Source organism: Aeromonas sp. TW 6 (assembly GCF_013168745.1).
GTDB classification, from domain to species: domain Bacteria; phylum Pseudomonadota; class Gammaproteobacteria; order Enterobacterales; family Aeromonadaceae; genus Aeromonas; species Aeromonas caviae.
In genome coordinates this window covers 102,461-118,943 of record NZ_JABERS010000005.1, presented here as the reverse complement: position 1 = coordinate 118,943, position 16,483 = coordinate 102,461, and the positions used below count along the sequence as shown (strand labels likewise).

Genomic DNA, 16,483 nt, shown 5'->3' with positions numbered 1-16,483 from the left:
AATGAATCTGATAATGGGTCTGGTAGGGATGGCGACGCTCATCCTTATTGCGGTGCTGTTCTCCAGCAACCGCAAGGCAATCAAAATTCGTACCGTAGGTGGCGCCTTTGCCATCCAGGCCGGTCTGGGGGCCTTCGTGCTCTACGTGCCGGTCGGTCGTGACATCCTGGTGGGCGTGTCCGACGCCGTCTCCAGCGTCATCGGTTATGGCCAGAACGGCATCGAATTCCTGTTCGGTGGTCTGGTTGGCAACAAGATGTTCGAAGTGTTCGGTGGCGGTGGCTTCGTCTTCGCCTTCCGCGTCCTGCCCGTCATCATCTTCTTCTCTTCCCTGATCGCGGTACTCTACTACCTCGGCATCATGCAGTGGGTGATCAAGCTGCTGGGCGGCGGTCTGCAGAAGGTGCTGGGCACCTCCCGTACCGAATCCCTCTCCGCCACTGCCAACATCTTCGTCGGTCAGACCGAAGCCCCGCTGGTGGTACGTCCCTTCATCTCCAAGATGACTGACTCCGAGCTGTTCGCCGTCATGTGTGGTGGTCTGGCTTCCGTTGCCGGCTCCGTGCTGGCCGGTTACGCCTCCATGGGCGTCAAGATGGAATACCTGATCGCCGCCTCCTTCATGGCTGCCCCGGGTGGTCTGCTGTTCGCCAAGTTGCTGGTACCGGAAACCGAGACCCCGAGCTACGACGAGAACACCGCAGAAGGTGAGCTGGACGACAAGCCGGCCAACGTGATCGACGCTGCCGCCGCCGGTGCCTCCGCCGGTCTGCAACTGGCCCTGAACGTGGGTGCCATGCTGCTGGCCTTCATCGGCCTCATCGCCATGATCAACGGCATCTTCTCCGGTGTGGGCGGCTGGTTCGGTTACCCGCAACTCTCCCTGGAGCTGCTGCTGGGCTGGCTGTTCTCCCCGCTGGCCTTCCTGATCGGCGTGCCCTGGAGCGAAGCGGTCGTGGCCGGTTCCTTCATCGGTCAGAAGCTGGTGGTCAACGAGTTCGTGGCTTACCTGAACTTTGCCCCCTACCTGAAGGATGAAGTGCTGATCAACGGTGTGGCCATGTCCGAGCACACCAAGGCGATCATCTCCTTCGCCCTGTGCGGCTTCGCCAACCTGTCCTCCGTCGCCATCCTGCTGGGTGGTCTGGGCTCCATGGCACCGAACCGTCGCGGCACCATCGCCAAGTTCGGTCTGAAGGCCGTGCTGGCAGGTTCCCTGTCCAACCTGATGTCTGCGACCATCGCAGGCTTCTTCCTGGCGCTGTCCGGCATGTAACATCGCCTGACTGACAGGATAAAGACGAACGCCACAGCGATTTGCTGTGGCGTTCTCGTTTGGGGTGGTGACAACCGTTTTCCTGTCAAGACTAATAATAAAGTGAGTCAAATCGGAGGTTCTATGAATGAAGTGCTACTGGCTATGGCGGCCGGCTTTATCGTTGGGGTGTTGTTTTCTTTCCTCAAGTTGCCGATACCGGCGCCGCCCGTCCTCTCCGGCGTCATGGGGATCGTGGGGGTCTATCTGGGGGGCATTGCCTACTCCTGGATCCTGACCCGCTTCTTCTCTTAAGCGCCTTCCAGCGCTGGATTTGCCGGGTGTGAGGTACCTCTGAAATTGGCAAATCCGGCTTGCAAACACGGGGTATCTCGGCTGAAATAGGCGATGCCAGCAGGGTGCTGGCATTGACTAATGCCCGGTGAATCCGGGTGTTGGCGGTCAAATGGAATTGATTGGGAAGTCGGGTCTGCGTAGTCGGCCTTTCTCAAGTCTTCATGGAACCAAGTCCGCACTTTTGTAAGAAAGTGACAGGGCTCTTGCCTTATTTGCAGCCGTATTGCCTGTGCATTTGCGCTGCAATTCCATATCCCGTTGCTCCGGGAACGTCTCTGCCGACCCTTGGTGTTCGGTGAAGCCGATCGCGGGTGATGGGGCTTAACAAGACTTTGGAGACATAGCATGACTGATCTGAAAGTGGCCGCCCAACGTGCCCTGAACCTGATGGACCTGACCACCCTGAACGATGACGACACCGATCAGAAGGTGATCGACCTGTGCCACAAGGCCAAGTCTCCGGCCGGCCTGACCGCCGCCGTCTGCATCTACCCCCGTTTCATCCCCATCGCACGCAAGACCCTGCGTGACATCGGCGCCGCCGACGTGCGCATCGCGACCGTGACCAACTTCCCCCACGGCAACGACGACATCGAGATCGCCGTGGCCGAGACCCGCGCCGCCGTGGCCTACGGTGCCGACGAGGTGGACGTGGTCTTCCCGTACCGCGCCTTCATGGCCGGCAATGAACAGGTCGGCTTCGATCTGGTCAAAGCATGTAAGGAAGCCTGCGGCGCCAAGGTACTGCTGAAAGTGATCATCGAGACCGGCGAGTTGAAGGAAGAGGCGCTGATCCGTCGCGCCTCCGAGATCTCCATCGACGCCGGTGCCGATTTCATCAAGACCTCCACCGGCAAGGTGCCGGTCAATGCGACCCCGGAAGCTGCCCGCATCATGATGGAAGTGATCAAGGCCAAGAACCCGAAAGTGGGCTTCAAGCCGGCCGGTGGCGTGAAAGACGCCGCCGTGGCGGGTCAGTACCTGGCCATGGCCGAAGAGATCCTGGGCAAGGACTGGGTATCCGCCCGCACCTTCCGCTTCGGCGCCTCCAGCCTGCTGGCCAGCCTGCTGGCGACCCTGGGGCATGGCGACAAGCCTGCTAATACCAGCGGTTACTAAGCGGTGGCAGGGGGCGGTGCGCCGCCCCCTTCCGGATCTGGTTCGGTCTGTGTTCGTGCGTGATGCACGGAGGGAATGAAAGATGTTTTTGCCTCAAGAAATTATTCGCAAGAAGCGCAACGGTGAAGCGCTCAGTACCCAAGAGATTCAATTCTTCGTCCAAGGCATAACCAACAACACCATCGGTGAGGGGCAGATCGCGGCCCTGGCGATGGCGGTCTACTTCAAGGACATGACCATGGATGAGCGGGTTGCCCTGACCTGCGCCATGCGCGACTCCGGCATGGTATTGACCTGGGATCACCTCAACCTGGGCGGCCCCATCGTCGACAAGCACTCCACCGGCGGTGTGGGTGACGTCGTGTCCCTGATGCTGGGCCCCATGGTCGCTGCGTGCGGCGGTTTCGTGCCCATGATCTCCGGCCGTGGTCTCGGCCACACCGGCGGTACCCTGGACAAGCTGGATGCCATCCCCGGCTACCAGACCTCGGTCGACAACGACCGCTTCCTGAAAGTGGTGAAAGAGGCGGGTGTCGCCATCATCGGCCAGACCGGCGATCTCGCCCCGGCGGACAAGCGTATCTATGCGGTACGGGATATCACCGCCACCGTCGAGTCCATTGCCATGATCACCGGCTCCATCCTCTCCAAGAAGCTTGCCTCCGGGCTCGAAGCGCTGGTGATGGACGTGAAGGTGGGCTCCGGCGCCTTCATGCCGACCTTTGAAGCCTCCGAGGAACTGGCCAAGAGCATCGTCGCCGTGGCCAACGGGGCCGGCTGCCGCACCTCTGCACTCCTGACCGACATGAACCAGGTGCTGGCCTCCAGCGCCGGCAACGCCGTGGAAGTGCGCGAAGCGGTGCGCTACCTGACCGGTGAGTATCGCAACCCGCGCATCCACGAAGTGACCATGGCCCTGTGCGCCGAGATGCTGATCTCCGCCGGTCTTGCCAGCGATGACGGCGATGCCCGCACCAAGCTGCAGGCGGTGCTGGACAATGGCAAGGCAGCCGAGATCTTCGGGCGCATGGTGACCGGCCTCGGTGGTCCCGCCGACTTCATGGAGCGCTACGACGCCTACCTGCCCAAAGCCGCCATCGTGCGCCCCGTCTACGCGGCCCACAGCGGATTCGTCACCGCCATGGACACCCGTGAACTGGGCCTGGCGGTGGTCGCCATGGGCGGTGGTCGCCGCGCCGCCGCCGACAAACTCGATTATGCGGTCGGTCTGACCGACTTTATCCGCCTGGGTCAGAGCGTCGATGCTGACAAGCCGCTCGCCCTGATCCACGCTCAGACAGAAGCTCAATTTGCCGAGGCTGCCCGCATGGTGCAGGCTGCCGTGAAGATCGGCGACACCCGACCAGAGGCGCTGCCCGAGGTTTACCGTCGCATCGGTCTGGCTGATTTGTAACAAGGGGAAGTCCCATGAAACGTACCTTTATTCTGATGATGGACTCTTTCGGTATTGGTGCTGCCGCCGATGCCGACAAGTTCGGCGACGTGGGTGCCAATACCCTTGGCCATATCGCCAAGGCGTGCGCCGCCGGTGAGATCGAGGGCCGTGGCGCTCTCAACCTGCCAAACCTCAGCAAGCTGGGTCTGGGCCACGCGGGCGAACTCGCCAGCGGCACCTTCCCGGCCGGACTGAACAAGGATGTCGAGGTGATCGGTGCCTACGGCTTTGCCCAGGAGCTCTCCTCCGGCAAGGACACCCCGTCCGGTCACTGGGAGATTGCCGGCGTGCCCGTCTTGTTCGAGTGGGGTTATTTCCACGACCATCACAACAGCTTCCCGCAGGAGCTGCTGGATGCCATCGTCGAGAAGGCCGGTCTGCCCGGGTATCTGGGCAACTGCCACGCCTCCGGCACCCAGGTGCTGGACGATCTGGGCGAAGAGCACATGCGCACCGGCAAGCCGATCCTCTACACCTCCGCCGACTCCGTGTTCCAGATCGCCTGCCACGAAGAGACCTATGGCCTCGAGAAGCTCTATGAGCTGTGCCACATCGTGCGCGAGCTGCTGGAGCCCTACAACATCGGCCGCGTCATCGCGCGTCCGTTCGTGGGCAGCGGCAAGGGCAACTTCAAGCGCACCGGCAACCGCCACGACTACTCCGTGCTGCCGCCGGCGCCGACCGTGCTGGACTACATGAAGGAAGCGGGTGGCCAGGTGGTCTCCATCGGCAAGATCGCCGACATCTATGCCCAGCAGGGCATCACCAAGCAGGTGAAGGGGACCGGTCTGACCGAGCTGTGGGACAGGACTCTGGAAGAGGTGAAAGCGGCCGGTGACCAGACCATCGTCTTCACCAACTTCGTGGACTTCGACTCCTCCTACGGTCACCGCCGTGACGTCAAGGGCTACGCCGATGCGCTGGAGTACTTCGACTCCCGCCTGCCGGAGCTGTTCGACCTGCTGCAGGATGGCGACGTGGTGGTGCTGACCGCCGACCACGGCTGTGACCCGACCTGGAGCGGTACCGACCACACCCGCGAATACATTCCGGTACTGTTCTACGGCAAGCCGGTCAAGGCGGGCTCCGTCGGTCGTCGCGAGACCTTCGCCGACATCGGCCAGAGCATCGCGGCCTACCACGGCCTGCCCAAGCTGCAATACGGTACCAGCTTCCTGTGATGGTGACCCCGGGCCGGTTCGCCTGCCCGGGGTGCCACAGGGCCCCGGTTTCCTGTAATGTACCGCCGCCGCGCAGGCAGCGGACAATCCATAAAGACAATAAAACTCAACCTAGTGTGAAGGAATAAAGAGAATGGCAACTCCTCATATCAATGCGAAAGATGGCGCCTTTGCTGATACCGTGCTGATGCCGGGCGACCCCCTGCGTGCCAAGTACATCGCCGAAACCTTCCTGGAGAACGTCGAGCAGGTGTGCGACGTGCGCAACATGTTCGGTTTCACCGGCACCTACAAGGGTCGTCGCATCTCCGTCATGGGTCACGGCATGGGCATCCCGTCCTGCTCCATCTACGCAAAAGAGCTGATCACCGACTACGGCGTGAAGACCCTGATCCGCGTGGGCTCCTGCGGTGCCGTGCGTGAAGACGTGAAACTGCGTGACGTGGTGATCGGCATGGGTGCCTGCACCGACTCCAAAGTGAACCGTCTGCGCTTCAAGGACCACGACTTCGCCGCCATCGCCGACTTCGACCTGGTGGCCAATGCCGTTCAGGCCGCCAAGAACAAGGGTGTGGCCGTGCGCGTGGGCAACATCTTCTCCGCCGATCTGTTCTACACTCCGGACCCCTCCATGTTCGACGTCATGGAAAAATACGGCATCCTGGGTGTCGAGATGGAAGCTGCTGGTATCTATGGCGTGGCCGCCGAGTACGGTGCCAAGGCGCTGACCATCTGCACCGTCTCCGACCATATCCGTACTGGTGAGCAGACCACCTCCGAAGAGCGTCAGCTGACCTTCAACGACATGATCGAAATCGCGCTGGACTCCGTCCTGCTGGGTGACAACTGATCCCCCTCGCGCATAAAAAAACGGCGGCCCTCGGGCCGCCGTTTTTTTATGCGAAGCACGGTCAGAGATCGAGGGCGAAGCGCCCCTTGCCCGACTGCTTGGCCTGGTACATGGCGGCATCGGCCCGGTGCAGCAGATCATCGATGTGACAATACTGGCCCGATTGGCAGAGGGCGCCTCCTATGCTGCCGGCAAGGGGCAGCCGGTGACCGGCCACGTCCCCAGGAACCGCCATGGCCGCCAGCAGCCGCTCGCACAGGGCGGGCAGCTCCAGTTCCGGCTGGCGCAGGGCGGGCAGTATGATGGTGAACTCGTCGCCGGCCAGGCGCGCCACCATGTCCCCCGGGCGCACCTCGGCACTCAGCACCTGGGCGAAGCGTTGCAACAGGGCATCGCCGACGTGGTGTCCCAGCCTGTCGTTGATCCCCTTGAAGCCGTCGAGATCGAGGAACAGCAGGCCCAGGGGTTCGGCATTCTGGCGCACCCGCTCCAGCTCCCGGGAGAGGCGCAGGGTGAAGGCGCGCCGGTTGGGCAGGCCGGTGAGGGGGTCGTGAGCCGCCTCGTGTTCCAGCTGGCTTTGCAGCGCCTTGAACTCGGTGATGTCGCTGCCGAGGATGTAGACCCCGGGCTCGTCGCCCCGGCTCGGGATCATGGTGATCCTGAGGTCGCGTCGGCCTATGGGGAGATCGAAACGGTGCTCGAAACTCACCTGCTCACCGGCGAGGGCCTTTGCCACATAGGCCATGGCCCTGCCGTGGGCCTCCTCGCCGATGACGTCCCGCACGCTCATTTCCCGCATCTGTTCGGTATCGAGCCCGAAGTAGCGGCAATAGGCCTGGTTGGCGAACAGGTAACGCCCCTCGGGCGACACCATGCTGATGGTGACCGGCAGGCCATCGGTGATGGCCCGCAGTCGGGCACGGCCACGCTCGATCTCCGCGAGCACCTGGCGGCGGGCCGTGATGTCGTGCAAAAACAGGGCGATGCGCACCTTGCCGTCGAACTGGTAACGCTCGGCAATCACCTCGACCGGGATGTGCCGGCCTGTGCGGGTGATGATGTCGCACTCCAGCCGCCGTGGCGGACTCTGCGGGTTGCCTGACAGGCTCAGCAGGGGATGCTCGGCGCCGAGCAGCCCGAAGAGGGGACGGCCCAGCATCTCGTCGGCGTGCCAGCCGAGCAGGGTGGTGGAGGCCGGGTTCCAGCCTGTGATGATGAAATCGGCATCGAGCTCGAGGAAGGCATTGCTGGTGTGCTCCAGCATGTGCTGCAAGCGGCGCTGCTCCTGCCACAGCTGCTGCTGCATGGCGCCGCGCTCGCGCATCTCCTGATGCAGCTGTTCCACCGTGCGGGAAAGCTCCCGGGTCCGTGACTGCACCTGCTGCTCGAGCCCTTGCTGCAGCCGCACGAGTTCGGCCTCGGCCTGTTTGCGCTCGGTGAGGTCGGCAAACACGGCGATCATGTGGGGGGCCATGGTGCGGCTCTGGCAGAGGGTCACGCTGAGCTGGACCCAGCACTGGGTGCCATCGGCCCGGATCATCCGCTTCTCCAGCCGGTAATCCTGCCGTTGCCCCGCGATCAGGGCATCGAACAGGGGCTGCTCCCGTTGCAGATCTTCGGGATGGGTCATGGCGAGCCAGGTCCGGCTCAGCATCTCATGCTCGCTGTAACCGAGCAGCCGCTCCAGCCCCGGGTTGGCCCGCAGCCACTTGCCTTCGAGGGAGGAGAGGGCCATGCCCACCGACGACTGGTTGAAGGTGAGGGTGAAGAGATGCTCCTTGTCTTCCAGCACCTGATTGAGGGTGCGCACCTGGTGGCGCCGCTCCAGATCGTGCAGGGTGTTCTCCACCAGGCGGCCGAAGTCGTCGAGATCCCGGCAGGCATCTTCGTCGAGATGGCGCGGCACATGGTCCACCAGGCAGAGGGTGCCGAGCACCACGCCATCGAGGGCGCGCAGGGGTCGGCCGGCGTAGAAGACCACACCGGGATCATCGGTCACCAGCGGATTGTCGGCAAAGCGGAGATCCCGTCTGGCATCCGGTACCTGCATGATGTCGGGGCGCAAAATGGCATGACCGCAGAAGGAGTGCTCCCGGTTGATCTCGCACATATCGACCCCGGTGCGGGCGAGAAACCACTGCCTGTTCACGTCGGTCAGGGAGACCATGGCGATGGGGAGTGCGAAATGCCTGGTGATGAGCCGGGTGAGGCGATCAAGCTGATCGATGGGCTCGTGGTCGAGCAGGCCGAGGATGCGCAGTCGTTCCAGTCGACTGTGTTCATCCAGCGGTAAGGGGGGGGCAATCATGTGGCTCTCCTGCCAGTGATCTTGCCAGTGTTATATACAAGCCGGAGGATGTGATCCACTCCCGCTTATTGCGGAGCGGCGGGTTTGCTCTGTTTCTTGTGCTTGCGCACCCGCATGTAGTTGCGACGGACCCCGTAGGAGATGAGCAGGCCGGCCAGCAGCATCACCAGCAGCATCAGGCGCTGTTTCTCCTGGTTGACCTTGAGATGGGTATCTTGTGCGGCCAGCAGTTTCTGCTCTTCCAGGGTGATCCTCAGATAGCCCAGGGTCAGGTTTCCGTCCTGGATCTCCTGGACGAACTGGATGCGCCCCTTGCCCTGCTCCGGCAGGGATTTGTTGTCGCTGCCGATGGGCAGCAGACTGTCCAGCGGCAGGGCGTTGTCCGACTGGGCGAGGGGAATGCCGCGGGCGTCATAGAGGGTGACATCCAGAATGTCAGGCTCGGCGGCCAGATCCTGCGCCAGTCTCTCCAGTTCGCTCTCCTTGTCCTCCTTGATCCAGCGGCGCATGTCCCGGGCGGCATAGGCGACCAGCGCCTGTGCCCTGTCCCGTGCCGCCGCGTGCAGGGCGGCCTGGCTCTCTCCCTGCATGTGGATGAGCAGCACCAGCACCCAGAGACCGAGCAGGACTCCCGCCGCCAGGCTGACAACACGTTTGATGGGAAGATGACGCACAGAACCGGGCCTCTGGTAATGGATGAGCGGGGCTGGCTGGTGCCCCGGTGCCGCGAAGCGGGAAACAGGGTGGTCTGTTTCCATGTCTGCCCGCACCGCAGGCGGGATCTTGGCGCTTGCCTGTACAAAAAGCAATACGCTACTCTGGGCCCGCATGATGAACCCCATGATTTCCAAGGAAGGCGTCTCTCTTATGTTGTTGTCCCAACTTCCCCGCTCCCTGCACGACTGGTCCGGGGCCCTGAGCTGTGCCCCCTGCTGGCAGCTCACCAACGAAGCCCTGCTGCCCGCGGCCAACGCCCATGACAGCGCCTGGATTGTCCTGTTTGGCAAGGGGCTGGAGGCCGGTCATCTGGCCCGCCTGGCCCAGCAGCTGGATGCCCTGGGGCTCGAGGCCAGCCTCTATCCCGCAGGGGAGCAGGCCGGTATTCCGCTGCTGCTGCTTGGCACCAACCGTTTCTCCCCCGAGCTGGTGCAGGCGCTCAAAGCCCAGGAGTGGGACATCGACCTGTGTCATCTGGCCGCCCTGCCCACCCTGAGTGAGCCCGGTCTGCTGGTGATGGACATGGATTCCACCGCGATCAGGATAGAGTGCATCGACGAAATCGCGCGGCTGGCCGGGGTCGGTGAGCAAGTGGCGGCCGTTACCGCGGCGGCCATGCAGGGCAAGCTGGAGTTTGCCGACAGTCTGCGTGCCCGGGTGGCGCTGCTGGAAGGGGCGCCGGTCACCATCCTCGACGAGGTGGCGGCCGACATGCCCTGGATGCCGGGCCTGCCACTCATGGTCGATGCCCTCAAGCAGGCTGGCTGGAAGGTGGCGATCGCCTCCGGTGGCTTCACCCGCTTTGCTGGCGAGTTGCAGCGTGCTCTGGGTCTGGATGCCATTTTCGCCAACGAGCTGGCGGTGGAAGGGGGCTTGCTGACCGGCAAGGTGAGCGGCCCCATCGTCGATGCCGCCGCCAAGGCCGAAGCACTGCAACAGCTGGCCTCGGAGTACGGGGTGGTTGCATCCCAGACGGTTGCGGTCGGCGATGGTGCCAACGATCTCAAGATGATGGCGGTGGCGGGGCTTGGCATTGCCATTCATGCCAAACCCCTGGTACGTGCCCAGGCGGCGGCGACCCTCAATCACCACGATCTGGAAGGGGTGCTCTGCCTGCTCGGCGCCCTGGCTTGTCGCGACCGACGCTGGTGCTGATCCCGCTCAAGGAGGAGCCGATCACGAGATGGAACTGTTACAGCAATCCCTGTTTGTCCCCTGCGGTGAGCATCGACTCCATGTGCGCCATATCCAGCCCGGTGTCGCGGTGCATGCCGACCCCATCCTGATGGTGCACGGGGCCATCGAGAACGGCCGCATCTTCTACACCGAATCGGGCAAGGGGCTTGCCTGCTTTCTGGCTCGCCACGGGTATCAGGTCTATGTGGCGGATCTGCGTGGTCGGGGTCTGAGCACACCGACCATCGCCGAGCGGGCCGGCCACGGCCAGCATGAGCTGATCACCGAGGATCTGCCCGCCCTGCAGCGCTGGGTATCGGCCCGCCATGCCGGTGCCCGGGTGCACTGGATGGCCCACTCCTGGGGCGGCGTCATCATGGCCTCGACCCTGGTGCGCTTCCCCGAGCTGGCGGAGCAGGTTGCCAGCCTGGTGTTCTTCGGCACCAAGCGGGGGGTCTCGGTGCAGAACCCGGAGCGCTGGTTGAAGGTGGATCTGATCTGGAACCGGCTCGCCCCCTGGCTGGCGCGCCGCCGGGGGTTTCTGGCCGCCCGCCGGTTGAAGATAGGGGCCGATGATGAGCCCCTGCGCTACCTGCAGGAGACCATCCCCTGGGTCAAGTGCGGGCCCTGGTTGGACCCCTTTGACGGCTTCGCCTATGACGAGGCGGCGAGCCGGGTCAACTGGCCCCCGCTCTGGATGATCTCCGCCAAGGCGGACAAGGTACTTGGCCACCCCGTCGACGTGCGCCGCTTCAGCGACGAGATGGGATCGGCTGCCCGCCACACCCGTCTTGGGCGGGACAACGGCAACCGGCTCGATTACGACCACATCAACATGCTGACAGCGCCCCAGGCACAGGAGGATCACTTCCCCGACATCCTCGCCTGGCTGCGCAACCCCCAGGCTGCCTGATAGACAAAAAACGGGCACTTGCGTGCCCGTTTTTTGTTGTCTCCCTGCCCTGCTGGCTAGCGGGGCCCGGATGGTATGCCAAGGCGGAACAGGGTCGCCTCGGTGGTATCGGTCAGTTCACCCACGCCCACGACACTCCAGAGCTCCTCTTCCAGCTTCTTGGCCTTGTGAATGGCGAACTTGGCGATGTAGTCCAGTTCACCCGCGATGAAGCTGGTGTCCGGGCGGCCGGTGCGCGAAATACCCACCAGTACCGAATAGAACTCTCCCTGTTGCCGGGCCAGCTCGATGAAGCGGCGCTTTTGATCCGGTGAGCTGAAGCTGCTGGCCAGGTGGCTGCGAAACAGGGGGGTTCCCCCCTGGGAGTGGAGGGCGGCGATGTAGACCTCCTCCTCTTCCGGCTTGTCTTCCCGCTCGATGGCGCGCAGGGGATTGAGCAGCAGGGCCTTGAGCAGTGCCCCCTGGAACAGGGGATACAGGTTCAACTGCTGATCCTGCTCGGCACAGATGCGCAGCAGACGGGAAAGGCTGCGTGGCTGTGGCGAGAGGCCGGCCGCGGCCAGTTTCGGGGCGGCCTTGAGCTTGTTCACATAGACGGGGGTGTTGAACAGGTGGTGGGTGTAGAGGTTGCGCAGCGCCCTGGCCATGCCGCGATAGCGATTGAACTCCCGGGTGGTCTTGAGCTTGTTCTGGTTGCTTTCGATAAGCAGGCTGAAGAACTGGTGGCCGGTATGGCGCTCGGCCGTCCCCTCGATGCACAGATGCAGCACGGTTCTGCTCAGGTTGAGGCTGACCAGCCGATAGGGCAGGCGTTGCAGGTCCATGTTCCTGGCGAGCTCCTGCAAGCGGGGCAGAGCCACAGTGATGATGTCTCCCTTCTCCCCGTCGAACGGCTCCTCCAGCTCGATTTGCATGCCGTGGGCCGAGATGTCTCGGGTCCAGCCGACCCAGGATCGCTCCTTGTGATGCAAGACGATGGCCGTCTTGTGCATGTAGCGCGCCTCCTTGCGCAGTTGCACATAGTGCAGCGTCTCTATCTCGAAGGGGGCGGCATGGATGTCATGGCCAAAGCGCTGCAAGGCGTTGGCGTTGAGCGGATCCTGACCCGTCTCTCGCTGGAACTCGTCGCGCTGGTTGTCCAGGTTTATCTCCTGCAGCATGCCCACGTATCCGAGCTGGGCCAGGCGCTCGCGCAGCAGCCTGTCCTGCAACTGGCTCGCCCCGCCCTGGGGGTTGTCGAGGTCGGCCTCCCGCAGGGTGCAGGCTTCCATGCTGAACTTGTATACCCGCCAGCTGGGGCGGCGGGCGCCGATCTGGAAGAAGAGCGCGGTCAGTCCGCTCTGTTCCAGCTCCTCCCGGGTCGCGGAGAAGAAGTAGAGGTGGCTGCGTACCGCATGGGTAAAGCTGTAGATCAGCGTCTCGCGCATGCCCTCTTTGCCTGGGAGCAACGAGGGCATGCGGGCCGCAGTGAAGAGGCTGGCGAGCATGTCGCGGTTCTTGGCGTCGCGCCAGTATTCGAGAATGTGCTGGTTGTTCTCGGTGCGCAGGGCGATCTCGAGGGCGGGGACGCTGCCCTTGCCGAAATAGAGGGGCATGCCGGTCATGCGTGGCAGATAGAACTGCTCATACCCCTTGATGACGGCGGCGGAGAGCAGGTAGTCGACGCTGACGCGATAGCGGCTGCGGTTGCGCTCGATGAAGTCGCGCAGGAACTCGTCGAACACCGGATGCTCGCCGTTCTTGAGCAGCCTGAGCCAGAATTTGTCCTCTTTTCTCTCCTCCCCCAGGATCTGGTAGCTGACCGGGTCACGCAGCAGGGGATGGGGATGATCGCGTTCCAGTCCGGTGAAGAAGACGGCTATCAGGTCGCCTGTCTGGTAGTCGGGCAGATAGGGCACGGATACCCGGATGCCGCCGAGGGAGATGTCGGAGCTCTTGGCGAGGATCTTCTCGCCGTTGGCGAGCTGGAGCACCATGGGAGAGCTGAAGTGCATGCGCTCTTCCTGTCGCCCGTAATGGCTGGCGAAGGGGATGGCGCTGACATCAAACGGACGAAACGGGCTGATGGGCAGCGCCAGATTGTCACTGCGCCCCTGGTTGAGTTTGTACCAGGCTTGCAGCGCCTCGTAGACCCCCAGGGTGTAGCTGTCCCGGTAGAGGTAGCACTGGGATTGAAACAGCTCGATGGCCTCGGCGGGCATGAAGTGGGTCACCCCGTCGAACTCATGCACCTGACAGAGGGCGCCCAGCTCGTTGCGCATGTCGATGACGCGCCGACAGGGGGTGCACTTGCGTTTGAGTTCCATCTTCAGCAGGAACCGGCTGTTGGTATTTTCGTTCTGGGTCAGACGGTTGAAGATTTCGTCGAAGTCCTTTTCCCGGAGCAGGGGGACAAGTTGTTCTATCAGATGTAGTGGTTGTTCTGAATCCATGTATTCCTGCCGCGGAAAGTCACTTTTCCGATTCTGGGTTTGATCTGCCGGTCGCAAACAAGTATATCAAGCAGGAATTCATCCTGTCCCCGAGTTATCCATGGCCAAAAACAAAACCGCCTATGTTTGTTCCGAATGTGGAGCCGACTTCACCCGCTGGCAAGGTCAGTGCAGCGAGTGCAAGGAGTGGAACACCATCACCGAGGTGCGACTGGGGGTGACGACACCCGGCAAGAGTGCTCGCTATACCGGTTATGCGGGCGCCGTCGGCAGCCAGGTGCAGACCTTGGCGGAGATCGCCACCACGGAGATCCCCCGTTTCAGCTCGGGCTTCAAGGAGCTGGACCGCGTACTCGGTGGCGGCGTGGTCCCCGGTTCGGCCATTCTTATCGGCGGCAACCCCGGGGCCGGCAAGTCGACCCTGTTGCTGCAGACCATGTGCGGCCTGGCGCAGCGCATGAAGACCCTCTATGTGACCGGTGAGGAGTCACTGCAACAGGTGGCGATGCGGGCCGGTCGGCTGGGTCTGCCCACGGACAAGCTGCGCATGTTGTCCGAGACCAGTGTCGAGCAGATCTGCCTCATCGCCCAGCAGGAGCAACCTCAGATCATGGTCATCGACTCCATCCAGGTGATGCACGTGGCGGATGTGCAGTCCGCGCCGGGGTCCGTCTCCCAGGTGCGTGAGTCGGCGGCGCTGCTGACACGCTATGCCAAGCAGAATCATGTGGCCATCTTCATGGTGGGCCACGTCACCAAGGACGGCACCCTGGCGGGCCCCAAGGTGCTGGAGCACTGCATCGACTGCTCCGTGCTGCTGGATGGCGGGCACGACTCGCGTTTTCGCACCCTGCGCTCCCACAAGAACCGCTTCGGTGCGGTCAACGAACTGGGGGTCTTCGCCATGACCGGGCAGGGAATGAAGGAGGTGAGCAACCCTTCCGCGATTTTCCTCAGCCGCGGGGAGGAGCAGGCTCCGGGCTCCATCGTCATGGTGATCTGGGAAGGCACGCGCCCCCTGCTGGTGGAGTTGCAGGCGCTGGTGGATTACTCCCAGCTCTCCAATCCGCGCCGGGTAGCGGTGGGGATGGACCACAACCGTCTCGCCATGCTGCTGGCGGTGCTGCATCGTCACGGCGGGTTGCAGATGGCGGATCAGGATGTGTTCATCAACGTGGTGGGTGGCGTCAAAGTCGAGGAGACCAGCGCGGATCTGGCGCTGCTGCTGGCCATGGTGTCGAGCTTCCGGGATCAGGCCCTGCCCAAGGATCTGGTGGTCTTTGGCGAGGTGGGACTCTCCGGCGAGATACGGCCCGTGCCCTCGGGTCAGGAGCGACTGCAGGAGGCGGCCAAGCACGGTTTCCGCCGAGCCATCGTCCCGCATGCCAATGCGCCCAAACATCCCATCGAGGGGATGGAGGTGGTGCCGGTGAAGAAACTCTCCGATGCCCTCGAGGCCCTGTAACCGACCATGAAAAAGGAGCGTATGGACGCTCCTTTGTTTTTCTGCCCGCCCGTTCAGGATTCGGGGGGGACGTGGTCTCGGTGCTCTTGCAGCAACTGCTCCAGCTCACGATGGAGCAGTTGCTCCTCTCCGATGTTCAGCTCGATCATCCGCTTGAGGTGAGTGGCGCTGTCGATGTCGATGTGGTGGCAGTAAAACCCCAGCTTCTTGCTGGCTTCGTGGGTCAGCTCGACCTGCATCTTGATCTCGATGTCGCTGCCCCCGAGCACGAAGCAGATTTCGTACTCCTTGTCCTCGCTGGCGACCCAATCCTCGGGTCTGAGCAGCAGGGCTCCCTGCAGGGAGACATCGACCAGCTGGGTGCGCCACAGGTGTTCACCCTGGGTGAGCTTGGCGGCGGTCAAATAGAAAATCCGAGTAAAGTGGCGGCGCTCGGCCATGGTCGTCTCCGGTCTGCGTGCGAGCAAGATGCTCATCCTTCATGTTGCAGAGTGTAATCCAGCTGGCACGCCAGGATATTGAACTGGCTCCGATATTGAATATCAGACCTGCTGATGGCTGAGGGATTCCACCACCTGCAGCGCCTTGACCAGCCGATCCTCCTGTTTGAACCTGTCCTCCAGCACGGGGCCGAGCTGGTTCAGATCCTCGTCCAGTTGCAGCAACTGGGCTTCGTCGGCGTTGCTGTACTTGTCGTTGAACTCCAGCGCGAATTCGGTACAGGCACGGATATGGGGGTAGATGCGCTTGGCCAGCTCCAGTTTGTCCCCGCTGGCTTGCTCAAAGGCGGTGACGACATGGTTGTAGATCTCGAAATGGCCTGCGCTGACGTAATCGACCAGTTGTTCGCAAAAACGTTGCAGTTCTACATGGCCTGGGAGGGTGCGTTGCTTGCACTTGGCGGGCATGAGGCCTGCCAGCCGCATGTACTCGACCAGCAACGCCTGTCTGGCATCCAGCCAGTCATCTATTGCTCTGTGCTTGCCTGCCAGTGCGCGCTTGGTTTTTTCCAGTTCAGTTAACATAGTCCCTCCATGGGCATGACATGCTGCTCTCGGGTCGCATGCCTTCGGTCATTCTCATCGACTGACGACACTCCTATAACTAGGGAAAATCCAGTTGACCGTCAATAGGAGTGTAGGGATATTGTTACATCAGGCGGGGATTTGCATACCTCTCCCCACCGGTACTTCGCATCCTGTCGCCCATCCAGGGGACAAGGGGGCGATATATGTGACTATTTCCGCAGATCTT

General features: G+C 62.6%; 14 protein-coding genes. 9 read left to right on the top strand and 5 right to left on the bottom strand.

Annotation, left to right across the window (positions count from 1 at the left end):
* The first annotated feature begins 1 nt into the window (after position 1).
* From HKD46_RS04010 to deoD, 6 genes are all read left to right on the top strand, one after another.
* Positions 2-1,276 carry a NupC/NupG family nucleoside CNT transporter gene (locus tag HKD46_RS04010; protein ID WP_010673026.1) on the top strand — a complete coding sequence of 425 codons (1,275 nt, stop codon included), beginning with the start codon at positions 2-4 and terminating at the stop codon, positions 1,274-1,276.
* Between the two features lie 123 nt (positions 1,277-1,399).
* On the top strand, positions 1,400-1,570 hold the full coding sequence (locus tag HKD46_RS04005; RefSeq protein ID WP_010673027.1) for a XapX domain-containing protein: 171 nt from the start codon (positions 1,400-1,402) through the stop codon (positions 1,568-1,570).
* A 387-nt stretch (positions 1,571-1,957) separates the two neighbouring features.
* Positions 1,958-2,731, top strand: coding sequence for a deoxyribose-phosphate aldolase (gene deoC, locus HKD46_RS04000; RefSeq protein ID WP_039039946.1), 774 nt, complete (start codon positions 1,958-1,960; stop codon positions 2,729-2,731).
* 82 nt (positions 2,732-2,813) lie between these two features.
* Positions 2,814-4,145, top strand: a complete 1,332-nt coding sequence (deoA, locus tag HKD46_RS03995; protein ID WP_043153005.1) for a thymidine phosphorylase — start codon at positions 2,814-2,816, stop codon at positions 4,143-4,145.
* Positions 4,146-4,159: 14 nt separating this feature from the next.
* Positions 4,160-5,368, top strand: coding sequence for a phosphopentomutase (locus HKD46_RS03990; RefSeq protein ID WP_039039948.1), 1,209 nt, complete (start codon positions 4,160-4,162; stop codon positions 5,366-5,368).
* A gap of 133 nt (positions 5,369-5,501) precedes the next feature.
* Positions 5,502-6,218: a purine-nucleoside phosphorylase gene (gene deoD, locus HKD46_RS03985; protein ID WP_005341325.1), complete on the top strand. Its 717-nt coding sequence runs from the start codon at positions 5,502-5,504 to the stop codon at positions 6,216-6,218.
* Positions 6,219-6,279: 61 nt separating this feature from the next.
* Here the strand turns inward: deoD and HKD46_RS03980 are convergent, their stop codons facing one another.
* Positions 6,280-8,526, bottom strand: coding sequence for a PAS domain S-box protein (locus HKD46_RS03980; protein ID WP_043153008.1), 2,247 nt, complete (start codon positions 8,524-8,526; stop codon positions 6,280-6,282).
* 65 nt (positions 8,527-8,591) lie between these two features.
* A complete protein-coding gene (locus HKD46_RS03975; protein WP_010673032.1) occupies positions 8,592-9,200 on the bottom strand; it encodes an AhpA/YtjB family protein in 609 nt (202 codons plus the stop codon).
* A 193-nt stretch (positions 9,201-9,393) separates the two neighbouring features.
* On the opposite strand from HKD46_RS03975, the gene serB reads away from it, so the two are divergent.
* Entirely contained in the window at positions 9,394-10,398 is a 1,005-nt protein-coding gene (serB, locus tag HKD46_RS03970) for a phosphoserine phosphatase SerB (RefSeq protein WP_043153011.1), read from the top strand.
* 28 nt (positions 10,399-10,426) lie between these two features.
* The gene (locus tag HKD46_RS03965; RefSeq protein ID WP_043153013.1) at positions 10,427-11,332 is read left to right on the top strand and encodes an alpha/beta fold hydrolase; all 906 of its coding nucleotides are present in this window, start codon (positions 10,427-10,429) and stop codon (positions 11,330-11,332) included.
* Positions 11,333-11,388: 56 nt separating this feature from the next.
* Here HKD46_RS03965 and HKD46_RS03960 read toward each other — a convergent pair whose 3' ends face one another.
* Positions 11,389-13,764 (bottom strand): PilZ domain-containing protein, encoded by a 2,376-nt coding sequence (locus HKD46_RS03960; RefSeq protein WP_043153015.1) that lies wholly within the window; start codon positions 13,762-13,764, stop codon positions 11,389-11,391.
* 100 nt (positions 13,765-13,864) lie between these two features.
* Here HKD46_RS03960 and radA point away from each other — a divergent pair, with 100 nt between their 5' ends.
* Entirely contained in the window at positions 13,865-15,229 is a 1,365-nt protein-coding gene (gene radA / locus HKD46_RS03955; protein WP_010673036.1) for a DNA repair protein RadA, read from the top strand.
* Between the two features lie 53 nt (positions 15,230-15,282).
* On the opposite strand, the gene HKD46_RS03950 is transcribed toward radA, so the two are convergent.
* Together HKD46_RS03950 and HKD46_RS03945 are read right to left on the bottom strand one after the other, a co-directional pair.
* Positions 15,283-15,669 (bottom strand): PilZ domain-containing protein, encoded by a 387-nt coding sequence (locus HKD46_RS03950; RefSeq protein WP_171864945.1) that lies wholly within the window; start codon positions 15,667-15,669, stop codon positions 15,283-15,285.
* A 102-nt stretch (positions 15,670-15,771) separates the two neighbouring features.
* Positions 15,772-16,254, bottom strand: coding sequence for an Rsd/AlgQ family anti-sigma factor (locus tag HKD46_RS03945; RefSeq protein ID WP_029313757.1), 483 nt, complete (start codon positions 16,252-16,254; stop codon positions 15,772-15,774).
* Positions 16,255-16,483: the final 229 nt, after the last annotated feature.